Source organism: Lysobacter sp. MMG2 (assembly GCF_016735495.2).
Taxonomy (GTDB): Bacteria; Pseudomonadota; Gammaproteobacteria; order Xanthomonadales; family Xanthomonadaceae; genus Lysobacter_J.
This window is the reverse complement of the sequence record NZ_JAERQY020000003.1, coordinates 113,376-131,198: the sequence shown is the minus strand read 5'-3', so window position 1 is coordinate 131,198 and position 17,823 is coordinate 113,376. Positions and strand designations below refer to the sequence as shown.

Sequence of the window (17,823 nt, the reverse complement as noted above, 5' to 3'; positions counted from 1 at the left end):
GGCCCGCCCATCGAGCCCGCGCGACGCGGGCCCTGAGACCGCCGCCGCTACAATACCCGCATGGATGTCTCCCACCTGCTCGACGCGCTGAATCCAGCGCAGCGCGAGGCCGTCAGCGCCCCGCCCGGTCACTACCTCGTCCTCGCCGGCGCCGGTTCCGGCAAGACGCGCGTGCTCACGCATCGCATCGCCTGGCTGAACGAAGTCCACGGTGTGCCGACCCACGGCATTCTCGCCGTGACCTTCACCAACAAGGCCGCGGGCGAAATGCGCGCGCGAGTGGACGGCCAGCTGCGCCACGGCGCGCGCGGCATGTGGATCGGCACCTTCCACGGCCTGGCGCACCGTCTGCTGCGGCTGCACTGGCAGGAGGCGAAGTTGCCGGAAGGCTTCCAGGTGCTCGATTCCGACGACCAGCTGCGCCTGGTCAAGCGCGTCGTGCAGGCGCTGGAGCTGGACGAGGCGCGTTTCCCGCCGCGCCAGATCGCGTGGTGGATCAACGCGCAGAAGGACGAAGGCCGTCGTCCGCAGAACATCCAGCTCGGCAACAACGACCCCTGGGCCGACGTGATGCTCAAGTCGTACGAGGCCTACCAGGAGCGCTGCGAACGCGCCGGCCTGGTGGACTTCGCCGAGCTGCTGCTGCGCGCGCACGAACTGCTGCGCGACACGCCGGCGCTGCTGGCGCATTACCGGCACCGCTTCCGCGAGATCCTGGTGGACGAGTTCCAGGACACCAACGCGATCCAGTACGCCTTCGTGCGCGTGCTGGCCGGCGACAGCGGCCATGTCTTCGTCGTCGGCGACGACGACCAGTCGATCTACGGCTGGCGCGGCGCCAAGGTCGAGAACATGCAGCGCTTCCTCAAGGATTTCCCCGGCACGCAGACGATCCGCCTGGAGCAGAACTACCGTTCCAGCGCCAACATCCTGGAAGCGGCCAACGCGGTCATTGCGCACAACCCCGACCGCCTGGGCAAGAACCTGTGGACCGACAGCGGCACCGGCGAGCCGATCGACCTGTACGCGGCCTACAACGAGATGGACGAGTCGCGCTTCGTCGTCGAGCGCCTGCGCCAGTGGGTGCGCGACGGCGGCAGCTATGGCGAAGTCGCGGTGCTCTATCGCAGCAACGCGCAGTCGCGCGCCTTCGAAGAATCGCTGCTGGCCGAGCAGGTGCCGTACCGCGTGTACGGCGGCCAGCGCTTCTTCGAGCGCGCCGAGATCAAGGACACGCTGGCCTACCTGCGCCTGATCGCCTCGCGCCTGGACGACGCCGCGTTCGAGCGCGCCGTGAACACGCCCACGCGCGGCATCGGCGAGCGCACGCTGGACGAAGTGCGCCGCCGCGCGCGTGCCGACGCCGTCGCGCTGTGGGAAGCGGCGCGGCGCATCGTCGCCGAGAACGCCCTCACCGCGCGTGCGCGCAATGCCGTGGCGGGCTTCCTCGCGCTCATCGACGACGTCGACAACGAAGTCGCCACGATGACGCTGCCGGAAAAGATCGATCACGTGCTGATCCGCTCGGGCCTGCGCGAGCACTACTTCAACGAATCGCGCGGCCAGCTGGATTCGCGCGTGGACAACCTGGACGAACTGGTCTCCGTCGCCTCGCGCTTCACGCGCAACGACGAGGAAGACGCACAGGCGATGCCGGAACTGGTTGCCTTCCTCAGCTACGCCGCGCTGGAGGCCGGCGAAGGCCAGGCGCAGGCCGGCGAGGAGGGCGTGCAGCTGATGACGCTGCACAGCGCCAAGGGACTGGAATTCCCGCTGGTGTTCCTGGCCGGCATGGAGGAGGGCGTGTTCCCGAGCGGGCGCTCCACCGAGGAATCCGGTCGCCTGGAGGAAGAGCGCCGCCTGGCGTATGTCGGCATCACGCGCGCGCGGCAGAAACTGGTGCTCAGCTACGCCGAGACGCGCCGCATCCACGGCGCCGACATGTACGGCGTGCCGTCGCGCTTCCTGCGCGAGATCCCGGCGCCGCTGCTGAACGAAGTGCGCCCGAAGGTGCAGGTGTCGCGGCCGTATTCCGGCGGCGTGCAGCGTCGCGACATGGGGCATGCGGCGATCGAACAACCGGCCGTGCGCCTGGGTTCGATGGTGCGCCATCCGTCGTTCGGACTGGGCACCGTCACCGACTACGAAGGCAGCGGCGCGCATGCGCGCGTGCAGGTGAACTTCGACGACGCCGGCAGCAAGTGGCTGGTGCTGGCGTACGCGAATCTGCAGCCGGCGTAAGCCGTACCCCTCTCCCTGACTGCTTCGCAGTCTGTCCTCTCCCGCAAGGGGAGAGGGATTTCGCCCGCTCAGCGGCTTCGCCTACTTCCGCAGCTTCGGCGCCTCGTCCAGCGTGCCGTCCGGCAGCAGCGCGACGCAGCGCGTGCGCTGGCGGTCGAACATCACCGGCACCGGATCCTGGAACAGCGGACGGCGCACGAACTCCAGCGTCCACTGGAAGTGTTCCAGTTCCTCGAGCGTGCGGCGCTGGGCCTCGGTCAGCCCCTGGCGCAACGAAGTGGTGTCGAGCGCCTGCGCGAGTTTGCGTCGTTCTTTGCCGGACACGCCGGGGCTTCCTCCGTCGCGCCGGCAGTGAACGGCGCGGTCTCTCGTTAACGGCGGTCGCTTGCGAAGCTTGAATGCCCGCATCGCCGCAGGGTCGTCGCGAGACTATGGCCCAGTTCTACAGCGCGTCGTGAAAGACGATGCCCAAAGTGTGACGTCTCCCTGAACGTACCCGGCTCACGCCATGGCGCATGTTCACGCGATACACACCGCGGCTGCCCCGCACCGGCCGGTGATGCACGGCGAAGACCACCGCATCGCCGCGATTCAACGGCACCACCTCGGCGCGCGACTGCATGCGCGGGCGTTGTTCGGTGAGCACGAACTCGCCGCCGTCGAAGTCCGCGCCCGGCTGCGACAGCAGCACCGCCATCTGCAGCGGGAACACGTGCTCGCCGTACAGATCCTGGTGCAGGCAGTTGTAGTCGCCGGCGTCGTAGCGCAGCAGCAGCGGTGTGGGTCGCAGTTGCCCGGCGTCGTGGCAACGCCGCGCGAACTCCGCATGCACCGCCGGATAGCGCACATCCACGCCCATCGCCGCGTACCAGCGATTCGCGATGGGCGCGAGGTGCGAATACACCGACGTGCGCAGCCGCGCGACGACCGACGGCAACGGATAGGCGAAGTAGCGGTATTCACCGCTGCCGAACCCATGCCGCGCCATCACGACGCGGCTGCGGAAACCGTCGGGTAGGTCGTACAGCGCGGCCAGCGTGGCGCATTCGGTGTCGTCGAGCAGGCCTGGAAGCACGGCATGACCGCGTGCGTCGAGCGCGGTGCTGACGCCTGCCCAGTCCTGCCACGCGATGCGCTCGGTCAACGCAGCCGCATCGTCGCGAAGACGCAGCGCGGCGCTCATGCGCGCGCCTCGCGTTGCAGCAGCGCCCGTTTGCGCGCCACGCCCCAGCGATAGCCGGAGATCGCGCCGTCCGCCGCCACCACGCGATGGCACGGCACCACCACCGCCAGCGGATTGGCCGCGCAAGCCGCGGCGATCGCGCGCGCGGAACCTGCGGCGCCGAGCCTGCGCGCCAATTCGCCATAGCTCACCGTGGTGCCGGTGGGTACCTCGCGCAACGCCCGCCAGACGCGGATCTGGAACGGCGTGCCGCGCAGGTCGAGCGGTCGATCCAGCGACAGGTGCGGCGCCTCTATGCAATCGACCACTTCCTCCAGCGTCGCCTGCATGCCGGCGGCGTCCACGGCGAGCGTCGCGTCGGGCTCGCGGGCTTGCAGGTCGTGCACGAGCCCGCCGGCGTCGTCGCCGAACAGCACCGCGCGCAGTCCCGCATCGCTCTGCGCCACCAGCACCAGGCCGAGCGAGCTTTCGCCGATGGCGAAGCGGACGGCCTGCGGGCGTGCCGCGTCGCGTCGCGGATGACAGCGGCGGTACGCACGAAAGCCCGCGCGCTCGGCCTCGTCGGGCGTCGCATGGAAACGCACGTTCTCCGGGCGCGGTCGACGTGCGGCGCAGGACGGGCGGCAATACACGCCGGTCGTCCTGACCGAATAGACGAAGCGCCCGTCGGCGTCGCGATCGCGTGCGCACAGCGCAGCCCAGCGCGGATCGTGCCGGAGGTCGAAAGTGTCGTTGAGGTCCATCGCGTTCTCCCGTGGAAGGAACGCGATCGACTCTAGGTGGCGCGATGCACGCCCGATATCCGGATCGTGCGGCGTGTCGTGCGAGCGCTTACCAGGTCAGCAGCTTGTACTGCACCGGCGAGATCGGGCCCTCGCCCTTGCTGCTGTCGAGGATGCCGTCGGCGTTGTTGTCCACCAGGTAGTAGACCGGGCCGCGCGCCGGCGTGATGCGGACCACGCGCAACTGGCCGGCGACGTAGTACTCGTCGATGGTGTCGCCGCCGCTCACGGTGCGCGAGCGCACTTCCGCGTTCTGCAGGTCGGCGGTCGGGTCGTTGCTCATCGTCGCGCAGCCGATCAGGGTCAGCGGAAGCAGCAGGGCAAACAGAACGGTGCGCATGACGGTCTCCTGGCCGGGGGGGCGAACGGGGCGGGTCCAGCGCACAGGATACGCGCTGCCGATCATCGCGCGGGTGACGGCCGCGCCGGCAGCGGAGCGTAGAATCCCCGCCATGACCGACACGCCCCGCCTCGTCCTCATCGACGGTTCCAGCTACCTCTATCGCGCCTTCCATGCGCTCCCGCCCCTCACCAACGATGCCGGCGAACCCACCGGCGCGTTGTTCGGCGTGGTCAACATGCTGCGCGCGACGTTGAAGGAACAGCCCGCCTACGTCGCCTTCGTGGTCGACGCGCCGGGCAAGACGTTCCGCGACGACCTCTACCCCGAGTACAAGGCCAATCGCGCCGCGATGCCCGACGACCTGCGCGCGCAGGTGCAGCCGATGTGCGACATCGTCAACGCGCTGGGCATGACGATCCTGCGCGTGGATGGCGTGGAAGCCGACGACGTCATCGGCACGCTCGCCGTGCGCGCGGCGGAGCAGGGCATCGACGTCACCATCTCCACCGGCGACAAGGACTTCGCCCAGCTCGTGCGGCCCGGCATCGCGCTGGTCAACACGATGACCGGCAGCCGCCTGGATTCGGACGAGAGCGTGATCGAGAAGTTCGGCGTGCGCCCGAACCAGATCATCGATCTGCTCGCACTGATGGGCGACAGCGTCGACAACATTCCCGGCGTCGACAAGTGCGGGCCCAAGACGGCGGCGAAGTGGCTGGGCGAGTACGGCACGCTCGACAGCGTCATCGCGCATGCGGAGCAGATCAAGGGCAAGATCGGCGAGAACCTGCGCGCCGCGCTGCCGCGACTGCCGCTCAACCGCACGCTGACGACGATCCGCACCGACCTCGAACTGGAACGCACGCCGACCGAACTGGTCCTGCGCGACCGTCACATCGACGAGCTGCGCGAGCTCTACGCGCGTTACGGCTTCAAGCAGGCGTTGCGCGAGCTGGAAGGGCCCGGCGCGGTGGTCGAAGATCACGCCAACAGCCCCAGCGGCGTGCGCAACACCGCCGCCGGCTACGCGCGTTCGGGCGCGGTGGCCGAAGGCGTGGATCCGGCGCTGTCGGCGAAGGGCGAGTACGAGGCGATCCTCGCGCCCGAGCAGTTCGATGCCTGGCTGGCGCGGCTGCGCGAGGCGGAGGAGTTCGCGTTCGACACCGAAACCGATTCGCTCGATCCGATGCAGGCCAATCTCGTCGGCCTGAGCTTCGCCGCCGAAACGGGCCGCGCCGCCTACCTTCCGCTCGGCCACGACTATCCCGGTGCGCCCAAGCAGCTCGACCGTAACGAAGTGCTGTCCGCGCTGCGTCCGCTGTTCGAGGATGCCTCGCGCAAGAAGATGGGCCAGCACGGCAAGTACGACCTGCACGTGCTGCGTCGCAACGGCATCGAGGTGCGCAACTACGCCGACGACACCATGCTGGAAAGCTTCGTCTTCAACGCGACGGCGACGCGGCACGACATGGATTCACTCGCCAAGCGTTACCTGGGCTACGACACCGTCCGATACGAGGACGTCGCTGGCAAGGGCGCCAAGTCGATTCCGTTCTCGCAGGTGGCCATCGAGGACGCGACGCGCTACGCCGCCGAGGACGCCGACGTCACGCTGCGCCTGCATCGCGTGCTCTCGCCGAAGGTGGAAGCCGTGCCGGGCCTGTCGCACGTCTACCACGAGATCGAGATGCCGCTGGTGCCGGTGCTGGAGCGCGTGGAAGCCAACGGCGTGATGATCGACGCCAACGAGCTGCGCCGTCAGTCCGCCGATCTGGGCAAGCGCATGCTCGCCGCGCAGCAGAAGGCGACGGAGCTGGCCGGCCGCACGTTCAACCTGGACTCGCCCAAGCAACTCGGGCAGTTGCTGTTCGACGAACTGAAATTGCCGGCGCTGGTGAAGACGCCGTCCGGCGCGCCGTCGACGAACGAAGAGGCGCTGGAGGCCATCGCCGACCAGCACGAACTGCCGCGCGTGATCCTGGAGTACCGCGGCCTCGCCAAGCTGCGCAGCACCTACACCGACAAGCTGCCGGAGATGGTCAACCGCGACACCGGCCGCGTGCACACCAGCTACCACCAGGCGGGCGCGGCGACGGGCCGGTTGGCGTCGAGCGATCCGAACCTGCAGAACATCCCGATCCGCACCGACGACGGCCGTCGCATCCGCCAGGCGTTCGTCGCGCCGGAAGGCCGCCGCATCGTCGCCTGCGACTACTCGCAGATCGAGCTGCGGATCATGGCGCACCTGTCGGAGGATCCGGGCCTGCTGCGCGCGTTCGAGTCCGGCGCCGACATCCATCGCGCCACGGCGGCGGAGGTGTTCGGCAAGGCGATGGACGAGGTGAGCGGCAACGAGCGCCGCGCCGCGAAAGCGATCAACTTCGGCCTGATGTACGGCATGGGCGCGTTTGGCCTGGCGCGGCAGCTGGGCATCGCGCGCGGTGAGGCGCAGGACTACATCGCGCTGTACTTCAGCCGCTATCCCGGCGTGCGCGACTTCATGGAGCGCACACGCCAGCAGGCGCGCGAGCAGGGCTACGTGGAAACCGTATTCGGCCGACGCCTGTACCTGGACAACATCCACGCCCGCAACCAGGGCCTGCGCGCGGGCGCCGAGCGCGCCGCGATCAACGCGCCGATGCAGGGCACCGCCGCGGACATCATCAAGCGTGCGATGATCTCCATCGACGCATGGCTGGCCGATCATCGCGACCGCGCGCTGATGGTGCTGCAGGTGCACGACGAACTGGTGTTCGAGGTCGAGACCGGGTTCGTCGATACGCTGCTCACGCAGGCCCGTGAACGGATGTCGCGTGCGGCCGGGCTGAGGGTTCCGCTGGTGGTGGACGCAGGCGTCGGGCTCAACTGGGACGAGGCCCACTGACCGTTCGTCGGAGAGGCCTTCCGTCAGGTTTCATGCCACATGCCCGGAAGGCCTTCTAAGCGGCAATCCCGGGGAAAAACGTTTCCAATTCAGTGAATGCATCCTGAATCCAACGAATTGTTAACCCGGATCTTCACGAACCATCCATGTACGGAATGGTCATATAGGTCGCGACAGGTGCAACGCCTGTCGCCGATCTCTCCCTCCCCTGGAGTGATCCCGGAGCGAAGACCCCTCCCCAGGTCCCGCTCCCCAGCCCCGCCGGCCCCCCCTGCCTGCGGGGCTTTTTATTTCTGGCGTCGCCAGAAATAAACCCAAAGTTTCGCGATGCAAAACTTTGGGCCCCCGCGCCGATGCTTCCAATCCCTGCGGCTGCCGCCGCGCCCCCTTACCAAGGGGGCTGGTGCTCCGTTCTGGGGCGCCGCGACTTTTTCATATCCCGTCATCCCGGCGCAGGCCGGGATCCAGGCCGCCACGTCCTCCGTCAGCGCGCTTCACACCTCGCCCCTTACCAGCGCGACCGTTGGCCGTTAGCGTGGCGGCATTCCAACGGTTCGGGAATGCCCATGTTCGAGATGTCGATGCCGTGGTGGGAGTTCGTGCTGCGCGCGGTGGTGGTGTACGCGGTGCTGCTGACGATGATCCGGCTGTCGGGCAAGCGGACGATGGGGCAGTTCACCGCGTTCGACATGCTGCTGATCGTGCTGCTCGGCAACGCGGTGCAGAACGCGCTGCTGGGCAAGGACACCTCGATGACCGGCGGGCTGCTGCTGGCGGCGACGCTGATCGTGCTGAACTGGACGGTGGGCCTTCTGACCGCGCGCAGTCGCAAGGCCGAGCGCCTGCTGGAAGGCGCGCCGGTGGTGCTGGCGCGCAACGGGCACATCTACCGCGATGTGCTGCGCCGTGAACTGGTCAGCCGCGACGACTTCGCCAAATCGATGCGCGAGGCCGGTTGCAGCGAGGTCGATCGCATCCACCTCGCGCTGCTGGAAACCAATGGCCACATCACCATCCTCCTGCGCGATCCGCCCAAGGGCGGCGACGAAGGTGTGTGATCGGCGCGCTCAGCCCAGCTCGGACAGCCAGTCGCGCGGTCGCAGGTAGTCGGCCAGCCGCGCTTCGGCGCTGCCTTCTTCCGGCGTGAAACCGTATTCCCAGCGCACCAGCGGCGGCAGGCTCATCAGGATCGATTCGGTGCGTCCACCCGATTGCAGTCCGAACAGCGTGCCGCGGTCGAAGACCAGGTTGAACTCGACATAGCGCCCGCGGCGGTAGAGCTGGAACTGGCGCTCGCGGTCACCGTAGGGCGTGTGCTTGCGGCGTTCGACGATGGGCAGGTACGCGTCGAGGAAGCCGTCGCCCACCGCGCGCAGGTACGCGAAGTCGCGCGAGGCGTCTTCGTGCAGGTCGTCGAAGAACAAACCGCCGACGCCGCGCGTCTCGTTGCGGTGCTTGAGGAAGAAGTATTCGTCGCACCAGTGCTTGTGCTTGTCGTAGCGCGCCTGGCCGCCGAAGGGCTCGCACAGCGCGCGCGCGGTGCGGTGCCAGTGCAGCACGTCCTCGTCGACGGGATAGAACGGCGTGAGGTCGAAGCCGCCGCCGAACCACCAGGCCACGGTTTCGCCGTCGCGCACGGCGCGGAAATGGCGCACGTTCGCGTGCGTGGTCGGCAGGTGCGGATTGCGCGGGTGGAACACCAATGAAACGCCGACGGCGCGCCACGATGCGCCGGCCAGCTCCGGCCTTGCGGCCGTGGCCGACGGCGGCAGTTTCGTGCCGGACACGTCCGAGAAGCCGATGCCCGCCTGCTCGAAAACCGCGCCGTCGCGCAGGATGCGCGTGCGGCCGCCGCCTCCTTCGGCGCGCTCCCACAGGTCTTCGCGGAAGCGGGCGCTGCCGTCGGCGGCCTCGATCGCCGCGCAGATGCGGTCCTGCAAGCCGGTGAGGTAGGCGCGGACGTCGTCGAAGCCGGGGGCGGGCTCGGTCATGTTCACAAGAACGTAGCGGGGACGGCGCGCATGATAGCCGCCGCCCGTTCAGGGGAACGTCGAAGGACCGGCATGCGCGCGCAGCGAGCCGGCGCCGGGGCGTTCCGGATCGATTGGTGTGGGAGGTGTGTCGTGCGCATGCTCCGCCCGTGGTGTGTCCTGTCCGTCGTGCTGATCGCCGGACTGTCCGCGACCTCATGCAAACGCGAGGCCCAACCGGCCGCGACCCCGTCTGCCGCCAAGGCCCCGGTCACGGTGCCGCCCACCGCACCGGCCACGGCGCCGGCCGAGCGCGTGTTCGGTCAGGAAGAACTCGACCAGATGGTCGCGCCGATCGCGCTGTATCCCGATTCGCTGCTGACGCAGGTGCTGATGGCAGCCACGTATCCGGGCAACGTCGCCGATGCGGTGGCGTGGTCGAAGGCCAATCCCGACGCCAAGGGCGACGAGGCGGTGAAGCAGGTGGCCGCCCAGCCGTGGGATCCGAGCGTGCAGTCGCTGGTGGCCTTCCCGCAGGTCATGGCGACGCTGGGCCAGGATCCGGGCTGGGTGCAGCGTCTGGGCGACGCCTTCCTCGCGCAGCCCGGCGACGTGATGGACGCGGTGCAGCGCCTGCGCCGCGCCGCGCAGGCCGCGGGCAACCTGCAATCCTCCGAGCAGCAGAAGATCACCGTGGTGCCCGCGCAGGCCGCGCCCGCACCGGCGCCCGCGCCGTCCGATGGTGGCGCGCCGCCGCCGCCGGCCAGCAGCGAGACCATCATCCAGATCGAACCGGCCAATCCTGAGGTCGTCTACGTCCCCTCGTACAACCCGACCACGGTCTACGGCGCATGGCCGTATCCGTCGTATCCGCCCGCGTACTACCCGCCGTCGCCGGCGTGGTATCCGGGCAGCGCCATCGTCGCGGGCCTGGCATTCGGCACCGGCGTCGCGGTCGCAGACGCCTTGTGGGGCGATTGGGACTGGCACGGCGGCGACGTCGACATCGACGTGAACCGCTACAACAACATCAACGTCAACCGGCAGATCGACGCGAACCGCAACACATGGCGGCACGACTCGAACTTCCGCGGCGACGTGCCGTACCGCGACGCGCGCAGCCGTCAGGAGTTCGGCCAGCAGCGCCTGCCCGGTGCGGAGAACCGCCAGGCGTTCCGCGGCAACGACGCCGCGCACCAGGCCAGCCGCGATCGCGCGCGGCAGGAGATGCAGCGTCGTGGACTGGAAGCGCCCGCCGCGAGCAATCGCCAGGCGCAGGACCGTGCGCGCGAAGCCGGGCGCGATCTTCGCGATCGCCCGGGCGGCGGCGGTCTGGATGCACGACCCGGCGCGGGCGGTGCAGGAACGCAGGCGCAGCGCGACCGTGCGCGTGATGTCGCCAACGCCCGCACACAACATCCACAGGCCGGGCAGCACCGCGACGGCTCGCGTGCCAAGCAGGCGGGGCCGCGCACCGCGCACGCCAACACGCAGGCGCGTGAGCAGGCGCGCACGCAGCATCAGCAACGCTCGCAGGTGCACACGCCGCGGCCGCAAGGCGCTCAGGTGCAGCGCCAACAGAATCGCCCGCAACCGCGCGCTTCGCACGAAGCCTCGCGCAACAACGCATTCGCCGGCGCCAGCCATCCGCAGCAGGCGCGCGCGCAGGCCAATCGGGGCCAGGCGAGCCGGCAGAGTTCGCAGCGGCCGCAGTCGTCGCGCGGATCGGGTGGGCACCAGGTGCAGCGGGCCCAGCACGGCGGAGGCGGCGCGCGGCGCCGCGGTTGAGCGTTCAGATCGACGAGGAGGATGCGATGAATCGTCCCATGCGGATCGCGCTGGTCCTTGCCATGACGATGGCCGCCACGCCCGTCTTCGCGCAGAGCGCCTATCCCACCGCCGAGGCGGCCGCCGACGCGTTCGTCGCCGCAGTGGAGAAGCGCGACCACCCGGCGATGCAGAAGGTGCTGGGCGCGCAGTGGCGCGACTACATTCCGACCGAAGGCATCGACCAGGAAGACATCGACGCCTTCCTCGCGCAATGGAAGCTATCGCATCGCATCCTCGCCGAGGGTGCGACGGCGAAGGTCGCGGTAGGCAACGACGGCTGGACGCTGCCCATCCCGCTGAAGCAGGAAAAGGGCGGGTGGCGCTTCGATACGAAGGCCGGCGGCGAGGAAATGCGCGTGCGTCGGATCGGCCGCAACGAACTGGCGGTGCTGCAGGCGGTGCAGGCGTATCGCGATGCGCAGCTGGACTACGCCGAGACCGACCACAACGACGACGGCGTGCTCGAGTACGCGCAGCGCATCCTCAGCAGCGACGGCGAGCACGACGGCCTGTACTGGCCCGATGACGACAGCGGCGACGTGAGTCCGCTCGGCCCGATCTTCGGCGACGACACGCCCAAGGGCGATTACCTGGGCTACCGCTATCGCATCCTCACTGCGCAGGGACCGTCAGCGCCCGGTGGTGCGCGCAATTACAGGATCGGCGATCGCATGACGCGCGGTTTCGCGCTGGTCGCCTGGCCGGCGAAGTACGCCGATACCGGCGTGATGAGTTTCATGATCGGCCCGGACGGGCAGGTGTTCGAGAAGGACCTGGGCCCGAACGGTGAAGCGCTGGCGAAGGCGATGAAGGCCTACGATCCGGATAGCAGTTGGACGGATGCGAAGGTGGATGCGACGGCTGCGACGACCCCGTAGCCCCCCCCCAATCCCTCTCCCCTTGCGGGAGAGGGACAGACCGCCGGAGGCGGTCAGGGCGAGGGCCGTGACGTTGCCCGACCCCTCTCCCTCGGCCGCTGCGCGGCCTTTCCCTCTCCCGCAAGGGGAGAGGGAAACCGGATCACTTCAACGTCCGCTCGAACAGCTCGTAAATGCGACGGTACTCGTCGTACCAGCTGTCCGAGCGCGTGAAGCTGTGGCGCTCCAGCGGATACGGCGCGATCTCCCACTTGTCCTTGCGCAGTTCGATCAGGCGCTGCGACAGCATCACCGAATCCTTGAAGAACACGTTGTCGTCGATCATGCCGTGCGCGATCAGCAGGTTGTCCTGCAGCTTGTCGGCGTAATTGATCGGCGAAGAGACCTGGTAGGCCTGCGGATCGAGTTCGGGCGTGTTGAGGATGTTGCTGCTGTACTCGTGGTTGTACTGCGACCAGTCCGCCACCGGGCGCAGCGCGGCGCCGGCCTTGAACGTGCCGGGCGAGCGGAACAGCGCCATGAACGTCATGAAGCCGCCGTAGCTGCCGCCGTAGATGCCGGCGTGGTCCTTGTCGCCCTGCTTGTTGGCGACGAGCCAGTCCAGGCCGTCCAGGTAGTCCTCGAGTTCCGGATGACCCATCTGGCGGTAGATCGCCGTGCGCCAGTCGCGGCCGTAGCCTTCGCTCGCGCGGTAATCCAGGTCGAGCACCACGTAGCCCTGCTGCACGAGCAGGTTATGGAACATCTGCTCGCGGAAGTAGTTCGGATAGCGCTCCGACACGTTCTGCAGATAGCCCGCGCCGTGCACGAACATCACGATCGGATACTTCCTGTCCGGATCGAAGTTCTTCGGTCCGTAGAACTTGCCCCACACCACGCCGGCGCCGTGCTTGCTCGGCACCTGCACGTACTGCGGCGCGATCCACTCGCGATTCTTGAACTCGGGCTTGCGCGTGTCGGTGAGCTGCGTGGCGTTGCCGCCGGCCGCGTTCACCACCGAAATCTGCGGCGGCATGTAGCTGGCCGAATGGCGCACGAGGACCTTGCTGCCATCGGGCGAGAGCGAGAAGTCCTCCACGCCGTCGAGCGAGGTCACCTCGCGCACGTCGCCGCCGCTGCGCGGCACGGCGCAGACTTCGTAGTCGCCCGGCCACTTGCGGTTGCAGGTGAAGAAGAACGTCGTGCCGTCGGCCGAAAGCGTCGGCGTGGAGACTTCCCACTGGCCCGAGGTGAGCTGGCGCGACTTGCCGTTCTCGTTGACGTACAGGTGCGAATAGCCGCTGCGCTCGGACAGGAACCACAGCGCGCCGTCGCCGGTCCAGCCGAAGTCGTTGAAGCCCCAGTTGATCCACGCCTTGTCGGTGAGGCGGTCGCGCGTGACCAGCTTCGCGTTCGCCAGGTCGATGCTGGCGATCCAGCGGTCCTTGTTGTCCACGGCGCGCACGAGTAGCGCGACGTTGCGGGAATCGTCGCTCCAGTGGATCGCCGGGCCGCTGCCGTCGCCGTCGCTTTCGATGCGAACCGCGCGGTCGCCCTTCAGCGGATCCTGCTTGGCGGCCTTGCGCATCGCGGCGAGCGGATCGTCCTGGATGCCCGGCAGCGAATCGAACTTCAGCTCGGTCGCCTTGGACGCATTCACGTCCACCAGCCACAGCTTGTGCGGCAGCGGATCGTTGCGGCCGACGCGCGTGCGCACGTCCTCGAATTCCTCGTAACCGGACTCGGTCACGTACTTGGGCATCTTGCCGGCCTGGCCTTCGTCGGCGCCCTTGGCGGTGGTGACCACGAGCAGCCACTTGCCGTCAGGCGAAAGCGCGCTGTCGACGACCGCGACGTCGGTGCCCAGGTACGTCGGCGCGGGTGCGCGCGTGGGATCGGCGCGGCGCCAGGCGTCGTTCTGCTCGCGTGCGGCGTCGCGCGTTTCCTTGTCCTTCTTCAGCGTCGCGATCATCGCGAGCTGGCGCTCGCGCAGGTCGTCGGGCTTGGGCGCGGCGGCCGGGTCCTTCTCGGCCTTCACCACCGCGGCCTGGCCGACGCCCTGGCCGGCACGCCACTGGTACCAGTCGTTGCCCTGGCGGAAGACGAGGTTGCCGTCGCGGCTCCACTGCGGCGTGGCTTCGTCGGCGTTGCTGCGCGTGACCTGCGTCAGCGCGCCGGTGCGCAGGTCGCGCACGAAGACGTCGCCGTTGCGCACGAAGGCCGCGCGCTGGCGCGAGGCGTCGTACACCGCGCGCGGTGCATCGAGATCGGCGCGCGCGGCGCCATCCAGCTTCACCGCGGTGCCGCCAGCGATGCCCTGCTGGTACGTGTCGCGGATCGCGGCCCCTTCACGCTTGAGCTGGTACTGAACCCGCTGACCATCCCAGGCCCACCAGGCTTGTTCGACCGGAGGCCCGATCCAGTCGGGATCGGCCATCGCTTCGGTCAGCGTGACCGGCGTCTGCGCGTTCGCGGCGCAGGCCAGGGTCGCGCCGGTCAGGAAAAGGGCGGAGGCCGCCAGGGAAGTGATGCGGAAGGGTCGCGATGGCATGTGGTCGTACCGGGACGGTTGGACAAAACCCCCGCAGCCTAGCAGCCCGCCGCTTTGCCGGATCGGGCCATGCGTCATGGATGCGCAGGGCCGGCGCGGGCCGGCCGGACCCGGTCCCGCCGGGGTAGGACATTCTGGCGCACGACACACGCGCCACGCCGGTCGCACACTTCGCACCCGGCCAACATCGATGGAGTGACGCCGTGGACGCCCTGCTGCTCTCGCGCATCCAGTTCGGGTTCGTGATTTCGTTCCACATCCTGTTCCCGGCTTTCACGATCGGCCTGGCGAGTTGGCTGGCCTTCGTGGAATGGCGTTGGCTGCGCACGCGCGACACCCTCTGGCGCGACCTCTACTTCTTCTGGACCAAGATCTTCGCCGTGTCCTTCGGCATGGGCGTGGTGTCGGGCATCGTCATGAGTTTCCAGTTCGGCACGAACTGGGCGACGTTGAGCGAGCAGGCCGGCAACATCCTCGGCCCGCTGCTGAGCTACGAAGTGCTCACCGCGTTCTTCCTGGAAGCGACGTTCCTGGGCGTGATGCTGTTCGGCTGGGGCCGGGTGAGCGAGAAGCTGCATTTCCTGGCGACATCGATGGTCGCGCTGGGCACGCTGATCTCCACGTTCTGGATCATCGCCGCCAACAGCTGGATGCAGACGCCGCAGGGTTACACCCTCATCGACGGCGTGTTCCACCCCGAAAGCTGGTTCGAGATCATCTTCAACCCATCGTTCCCCTACCGTCTGGCGCACATGGTGCTGGCGGCATTCATCACCACGTGTTTCGTGATCGGCGGCGTCGCTGCGTCGTACCTGTTGCGCGGCGTGCACGTGGATGCGGGCAAGCGGATGCTCAAAGCCGCGGTGATCTTCGCCGCGATCACCGTGCCGATGCAGGTTTTCGTCGGCGACCAGCACGGCCTGAACGCGCTGGAGCACCAGCCGATCAAGGTCGCGGCGATGGAAGGCCACTGGGAGCATTACCCCAAGGGCGAAGGCGTGCCGCTGGTGTTGTTCGGGATGCCTGACGAAGAGGCCGAGCGCAACGATCTGGAAGTCGCGGTACCGCGACTGGGCAGCGTGATCCTCACGCACAGTTGGGACGGCGAGATCCCGCCGCTGAAGTCGGTGCCCGCCAGCGAGCGGCCGCCGGTTGCGCCGGTGTTCTGGGGTTTCCGCGTGATGGTGGGCCTGGGCACGCTGATGCTGCTGCTGACGCTGGCGTCGCTGTGGTTGTTCTGGCGCGGCCGCCTGTATCAGTCGCGCGTCGTGCTGCACGGTTGGCGCGCGATGATGCTGTCGGGCTTCGTGTGCATCCTCGCGGGCTGGTACGTGGCCGAGATCGGCCGCCAGCCGTACGTCGTCTACGGCCTGCTGCGCACCGCCGATGCGGTGAGCCCGATCCTCGCCGCGGCCAGCGTGCTGACCTCGCTGATCGTCTACGCGGTGGTGTACAGCATCGTGTTCGGCGCCGGCATCTGGTACCTCAGCCGGCTGGTGAAGAAGGGCCCACTGCCGCACGAACCGCCGCAGCACACGCAGGGCGGCGACAAGACGCCGGCGCGTCCGCTGTCTGCCGCGGGCGAGAACCTCGAGGAGGGCGTGTGATGGACATGGCCACCGTGCTTCCCGTGATCTGGTTCGGCGTGATCGGCTTCGGCGTGCTGATGTACGTCGTGCTCGACGGCTTCGTGCTCGGGCTCGGCATCCTCGCGCCCTTCGCCGAGGACGAACACCAGCTCGATCACATGATGAACACCGCCGCGCCCATCTGGGACGGCAACGAAACCTGGCTCGTGCTGGGCGGCGCGGGCCTGCTGGCCGCGTTCCCGAAGGCCTACGCCGTGGTGCTATCGGCGTTGTACCTGCCGGTGCTGATGATGCTGATCGCGCTGGTGTTCCGCGGCGTCGCGTTCGAGTTCCGCTTCAAGGCGCAGCGCAGCAAGCCCGCGTGGGGCGTGGCGTTCTCGCTGGGTTCGATGGTGTGCGCGTTCGCGCAGGGCGTGATCCTGGGCGCGCTGGTGGAAGGCATGCCGCTGCAGGACGGCAAGTACATGGCCGGCGCGTTCGGCTGGTTCAGCCCGTTCTCGATGCTGACCGGCGTCGCGGTGCTGTTCGGCTACGCATTGCTGGGTTCGACCTGGCTGATCCTGAAGACCGAAGGCCGCATGCAGGACATCGCGCGCAATCTCGCGCGGCCGCTCGTGCTGGTCGTGGTGGCGTTCATGGGGCTGGTGAGCGCGTGGTTGCCGTTCCTGGACTCGCGGATCATGGCGCGCTGGTTCGACGGCGGAAACTTCTGGTGGCTGGCGCCGGTGCCGCTGCTGGCGCTGGTGAACGCGTTCGGCTTGTGGCGCGCGGCCATGCAGCGGGGCCGCGACGCGACCCCGTTCGTGCTGACGCTGTGCTTCTTCGTGCTGGGCTTCATCGGCCTGGTGCTGGGCATCTGGCCGAACATCGTGCCGCCGGGCCTGACCATCTGGGATGCGGCCTCGCCACCGTCGTCGCAGGGCTTCGTGCTGGTGGGCCTGATCGTGCTGTTGCCGGCGATCCTGGGCTACACGTACTGGTCGTACAGCGTGTTCAAGGGGAAGGTCGCGGCGGACTCGGGGTATCACTGAATTCGGGATTCGGGATTCGGGATTCGGGATTCGCAGGAGCACGTCATTCCCGGCTTCGCGGGAATGACGGCGGAAGGGTGGGGGCTCGGCGATGGGTTTTCCGAGGGGCCACCGCTGGCGCAATGGAGCGTTGGCTCGCCCGGGAGCGGCGCCCTTCACACAAGCGCTTTACGAATCCCGAATCTCGAATCCCGAATCCCGGCCTTCCAACGGTATGCTGTGGCGAAATTCTCGCCGCGCCGTCCCCCAGCGCGCCACGCTGCCGAAACGATGCAAGCCTACGTCTACAAGAGCCTCCGCAAGGCCGACACTTATGTTTATTTCGCGGCGCGCGACGACTTCGCGCGCCTGCCCGAACCGTTGCGCACGCAGCTGGGTTCGCTGCAGTTCGTGCTGGAATTGGCACTGACCCCGGAACGCAGGCTGGCCCGCGAGGACGTCGCCGTCGTGCGCGAAAACCTCGTCATGCGCGGCTTCCACCTGCAATTCCCGCCCAGCGTGGAAGACCCGATGCGGGAGGACTGGGGCACCGATGCCTGAGCAGACGCCGACCTCCCGCGCT

14 protein-coding genes are annotated in these 17,823 nt (G+C 68.3%); 8 read left to right on the top strand and 6 right to left on the bottom strand.

Features of this window, described 5'->3' with window-relative positions:
• The first annotated feature begins 60 nt into the window (after window positions 1-60).
• Complete coding sequence (uvrD, locus tag JI752_RS12545; RefSeq protein ID WP_216964567.1) at window positions 61-2,241, top strand: DNA helicase II; 2,181 nt, start codon at window positions 61-63, stop codon at window positions 2,239-2,241.
• 81 nt (window positions 2,242-2,322) lie between these two features.
• Here uvrD and JI752_RS12540 read toward each other — a convergent pair whose 3' ends face one another.
• From JI752_RS12540 to JI752_RS12525, 4 genes are all read right to left on the bottom strand, one after another.
• Window positions 2,323-2,565 carry a hypothetical protein gene (locus JI752_RS12540; protein ID WP_342316610.1) on the bottom strand — a complete coding sequence of 81 codons (243 nt, stop codon included), beginning with the start codon at window positions 2,563-2,565 and terminating at the stop codon, window positions 2,323-2,325.
• Window positions 2,566-2,683: 118 nt separating this feature from the next.
• Window positions 2,684-3,424: a 2OG-Fe(II) oxygenase gene (locus tag JI752_RS12535; protein WP_216964565.1), complete on the bottom strand. Its 741-nt coding sequence runs from the start codon at window positions 3,422-3,424 to the stop codon at window positions 2,684-2,686.
• The gene (locus JI752_RS12530; protein ID WP_216964563.1) at window positions 3,421-4,167 is read right to left on the bottom strand and encodes a methylated-DNA--[protein]-cysteine S-methyltransferase; all 747 of its coding nucleotides are present in this window, start codon (window positions 4,165-4,167) and stop codon (window positions 3,421-3,423) included. The genes JI752_RS12535 and JI752_RS12530 overlap by 4 nt, the downstream gene beginning before the upstream one ends.
• A gap of 88 nt (window positions 4,168-4,255) precedes the next feature.
• Window positions 4,256-4,546: a DUF2782 domain-containing protein gene (locus JI752_RS12525; RefSeq protein WP_216964561.1), complete on the bottom strand. Its 291-nt coding sequence runs from the start codon at window positions 4,544-4,546 to the stop codon at window positions 4,256-4,258.
• Between the two features lie 112 nt (window positions 4,547-4,658).
• On the opposite strand from JI752_RS12525, the gene polA reads away from it, so the two are divergent.
• Window positions 4,659-7,433 carry a DNA polymerase I gene (gene polA / locus JI752_RS12520; RefSeq protein ID WP_216964559.1) on the top strand — a complete coding sequence of 925 codons (2,775 nt, stop codon included), beginning with the start codon at window positions 4,659-4,661 and terminating at the stop codon, window positions 7,431-7,433.
• A gap of 560 nt (window positions 7,434-7,993) precedes the next feature.
• Window positions 7,994-8,491, top strand: a complete 498-nt coding sequence (locus JI752_RS12515) for a YetF domain-containing protein (RefSeq protein ID WP_216964557.1) — start codon at window positions 7,994-7,996, stop codon at window positions 8,489-8,491.
• Between the two features lie 9 nt (window positions 8,492-8,500).
• On the opposite strand, the gene hemF is transcribed toward JI752_RS12515, so the two are convergent.
• Window positions 8,501-9,424, bottom strand: coding sequence for an oxygen-dependent coproporphyrinogen oxidase (gene hemF, locus JI752_RS12510; RefSeq protein WP_216964554.1), 924 nt, complete (start codon window positions 9,422-9,424; stop codon window positions 8,501-8,503).
• A 138-nt stretch (window positions 9,425-9,562) separates the two neighbouring features.
• Between hemF and JI752_RS12505 the strand changes: the two genes are divergently transcribed.
• Both JI752_RS12505 and JI752_RS12500 read left to right on the top strand, forming a co-directional pair.
• Window positions 9,563-11,191 (top strand): DUF3300 domain-containing protein, encoded by a 1,629-nt coding sequence (locus JI752_RS12505; protein WP_254200816.1) that lies wholly within the window; start codon window positions 9,563-9,565, stop codon window positions 11,189-11,191.
• Window positions 11,192-11,217: 26 nt separating this feature from the next.
• A complete protein-coding gene (locus tag JI752_RS12500) occupies window positions 11,218-12,111 on the top strand; it encodes a DUF2950 domain-containing protein (protein ID WP_216964550.1) in 894 nt (297 codons plus the stop codon).
• 142 nt (window positions 12,112-12,253) lie between these two features.
• On the opposite strand, the gene JI752_RS12495 is transcribed toward JI752_RS12500, so the two are convergent.
• On the bottom strand, window positions 12,254-14,641 hold the full coding sequence (locus JI752_RS12495) for a S9 family peptidase (RefSeq protein ID WP_216964548.1): 2,388 nt from the start codon (window positions 14,639-14,641) through the stop codon (window positions 12,254-12,256).
• Between the two features lie 203 nt (window positions 14,642-14,844).
• Between JI752_RS12495 and JI752_RS12490 the strand changes: the two genes are divergently transcribed.
• The 3 genes from JI752_RS12490 (at window position 14,845) to JI752_RS12480 (ending at window position 17,801) form a co-directional block, all read left to right on the top strand.
• Window positions 14,845-16,248, top strand: coding sequence for a cytochrome ubiquinol oxidase subunit I (locus JI752_RS12490; protein ID WP_216964546.1), 1,404 nt, complete (start codon window positions 14,845-14,847; stop codon window positions 16,246-16,248).
• Window positions 16,248-17,261: a cytochrome d ubiquinol oxidase subunit II gene (gene cydB, locus JI752_RS12485; RefSeq protein ID WP_216964544.1), complete on the top strand. Its 1,014-nt coding sequence runs from the start codon at window positions 16,248-16,250 to the stop codon at window positions 17,259-17,261. The genes JI752_RS12490 and cydB overlap by 1 nt, the downstream gene beginning before the upstream one ends.
• 270 nt (window positions 17,262-17,531) lie before the next feature.
• On the top strand, window positions 17,532-17,801 hold the full coding sequence (locus tag JI752_RS12480; RefSeq protein WP_216964542.1) for a YcgL domain-containing protein: 270 nt from the start codon (window positions 17,532-17,534) through the stop codon (window positions 17,799-17,801).
• Window positions 17,802-17,823 lie beyond the last annotated feature (22 nt).

What these genes read in the sequence shown, in the direction of transcription:
- JI752_RS12530 (WP_216964563.1), bottom strand. Translation starts at nt 4,167, where the DNA reads ATGGACCTCAACGACACTTTCGACCTCCGGCACGATCCGCGCTGGGCT.
- uvrD (WP_216964567.1), top strand. Translation starts at nt 61, where the DNA reads ATGGATGTCTCCCACCTGCTCGACGCGCTGAATCCAGCGCAGCGCGAG.
- JI752_RS12495 (WP_216964548.1), bottom strand. Translation starts at nt 14,641, where the DNA reads ATGCCATCGCGACCCTTCCGCATCACTTCCCTGGCGGCCTCCGCCCTT.
- hemF (WP_216964554.1), bottom strand. Translation starts at nt 9,424, where the DNA reads ATGACCGAGCCCGCCCCCGGCTTCGACGACGTCCGCGCCTACCTCACC.
- JI752_RS12505 (WP_254200816.1), top strand. Translation starts at nt 9,563, where the DNA reads ATGCTCCGCCCGTGGTGTGTCCTGTCCGTCGTGCTGATCGCCGGACTG.
- JI752_RS12535 (WP_216964565.1), bottom strand. Translation starts at nt 3,424, where the DNA reads ATGAGCGCCGCGCTGCGTCTTCGCGACGATGCGGCTGCGTTGACCGAG.
- JI752_RS12480 (WP_216964542.1), top strand. Translation starts at nt 17,532, where the DNA reads ATGCAAGCCTACGTCTACAAGAGCCTCCGCAAGGCCGACACTTATGTT.
- JI752_RS12515 (WP_216964557.1), top strand. Translation starts at nt 7,994, where the DNA reads ATGCCCATGTTCGAGATGTCGATGCCGTGGTGGGAGTTCGTGCTGCGC.
- JI752_RS12525 (WP_216964561.1), bottom strand. Translation starts at nt 4,546, where the DNA reads ATGCGCACCGTTCTGTTTGCCCTGCTGCTTCCGCTGACCCTGATCGGC.
- JI752_RS12500 (WP_216964550.1), top strand. Translation starts at nt 11,218, where the DNA reads ATGAATCGTCCCATGCGGATCGCGCTGGTCCTTGCCATGACGATGGCC.
- cydB (WP_216964544.1), top strand. Translation starts at nt 16,248, where the DNA reads ATGGACATGGCCACCGTGCTTCCCGTGATCTGGTTCGGCGTGATCGGC.
- polA (WP_216964559.1), top strand. Translation starts at nt 4,659, where the DNA reads ATGACCGACACGCCCCGCCTCGTCCTCATCGACGGTTCCAGCTACCTC.